Origin of the sequence: Streptomyces hirsutus (assembly GCF_001418415.1) — a bacterium.
GTDB classification, from domain to species: Bacteria; Actinomycetota; Actinomycetes; order Streptomycetales; family Streptomycetaceae; genus Streptomyces; species Streptomyces hirsutus.
The window spans coordinates 1-1,803 of the sequence record NZ_LIQT01000708.1; the positions used below are offsets into that span (position 1 = coordinate 1).

A 1,803-nucleotide genomic window follows, 5' to 3' on the forward strand; every position below is an offset into this window, starting at 1 on the left:
GCCCGAGCCCGAGCCCGAGCCCGTGGAACCGGAACCGGAACCGGCGGCCCCGCCCGTCGCGCGCAGCGGCCGCTCCCACCGCAGCCGCTCCGACACCGACCCGGCGTCCGGGGCCGCCCCCTCCGGCAGCCCCGCGAGCAGCGTCAGCACCCGGCGCCGCACCTCGGGCGCCGCCGACCGGTCGAGCCCCGGACCCAGGGCCGACAGGGTGTGGTCCTTCGCGTCCCGCCCGCCGACCAGTCCCGGCGTCCGGGTCGCCGTCAGCCACGCCGCGGCCAGCGTCGTCCAGCGCTCGGCGGCGGGCCGCTCCCGCCAGGTGTCGTACGCCGGGGTCGCCGCGTACCGCTCGTCGGCCTCACCGTCGGAGGCCAGCAGGCCGGCCGCATAGGCCAGTTCGACCCAGAACGCGGCGACCGGCTCGGTCACGTCCAGGGCGACGGCGGTCCGCTTCAGGTCCCGCAGACTCAGCCCGCCGGACCGCAGCACCGCCGGGCCGCCCTCGTCCCAGTCCTTCAGCAGCTCCTCGACGGTCGCCAGCGCCGTGTACGCCTGCCCGGCCGCCGTCGCGTCCACCACCTGCGGAGGATGCGTGGCCGCGGCCCCGACCGGCGGCGGCACCGGCTCCACCGTCCGGTGCGCCCGCCCGCCGCGCAGATGCAGCGCCACCTCCCGCGGCAGGACGACCGTCCCGGGCGCGGTCGGCAGCAGCAGCCCCCGGTCCAGCAGCCGGCGCAACCGGGTCGCCGGATCGGCGGTGACCTGACCGTAGGGCGGCCCCCAGACCAGCCGCTCCAGCACCTCCAGCGACTCGAACGGGACCTCGGCCAGCAGCTCCGCCATCCGCTCCCGGTCCGTGAACAGCCCGGTCAGCGCCGCCACGGCGGAGACCGAGTCGTGCGTGGAGGGCAGTCCGACCGTCGTGACGATCTCCTGGATCCGTCCCGGGGACATCCCGGCCGTCGCCTCCCGCACGGTCGGGCCGAGGCCCGTCGGGGAGGGGTGCTGCGGGGAGGGGGAGAGCAGCTCACGGGCCGTACGGACCAGCCGCAGCCGGTCGTCGTCACCCCACACCAGCGCCTGCTCGCGCAGCGTCCGCACGGCACCCGGCAGCGCGGCGGACACCGCACGGTCGCCCTCGTCGCCCGCCAGCAGCCCGAGCAGCTCGTCGTACGGCGCCGGATCCGCCGCCACGGCCAGCGCCTGCGCGGTCTGCAACGTGAAAAGGTCCAGCCGGTCCAGGGCACGGACGACCGAGGCACGGGTACCGGCCCGGGTGGCCAGCTGGGTGAGGTCGGTGGGCACGGGTGTGACGAGGTCCGGCCGGCTGCGCAGGAGCGCGGCAAGCTCGGCGTCGTCCCGTCCCCGGAGCGCCTCCGCGAGGGATCGGGGGGCCGCCGCGGGCTTCTCCTCGGTGCTCATCCGCATCACCGTAGCGGGTGGGTGCGCCGGTGGGGTGCGTGGAGTTGGGCCGGGCGGCCGGACTCGCGGTACCGTCGTCCGATGTCGTCCGCCAACGCATCCGCCCCGGAGGGGACTTCGTGGGTATCGAGAGTGACCAGGTCGTCTACGAGTATCTGAGCCGCGTCGGCGACGTGGCCCAGCAGCGGCAGCTGCCGTCGGCGACCCGTATGCGTCTGGTCGCGGGTCTGCGGGACGAGATCGACCGGCGCCGGGCGAAGGCCGTCGTCGACTCCCCGACCGCCGTGCGCCGCATCATCTCCCGCATGGGCACTCCGGACGAGGTCGTGACGGCGGCCTCCACCGGCACCTCCGGCTCCGAGGGGGCGGCCCGGGGGGCGGAGG

Annotated in this window: 2 pseudogenes; one reads left to right on the forward strand and one right to left on the reverse strand. The window is 76.7% G+C overall.

Annotated elements, in window-relative coordinates:
* Positions 1-1,419, reverse strand: a pseudogene (locus AOK11_RS37710) (DNA-binding protein); the annotation flags it as partial.
* Between the two features lie 119 nt (positions 1,420-1,538).
* Here AOK11_RS37710 and AOK11_RS37715 point away from each other — a divergent pair.
* Positions 1,539-1,803 (forward strand): annotated as a pseudogene (locus AOK11_RS37715) (hypothetical protein); the annotation flags it as partial.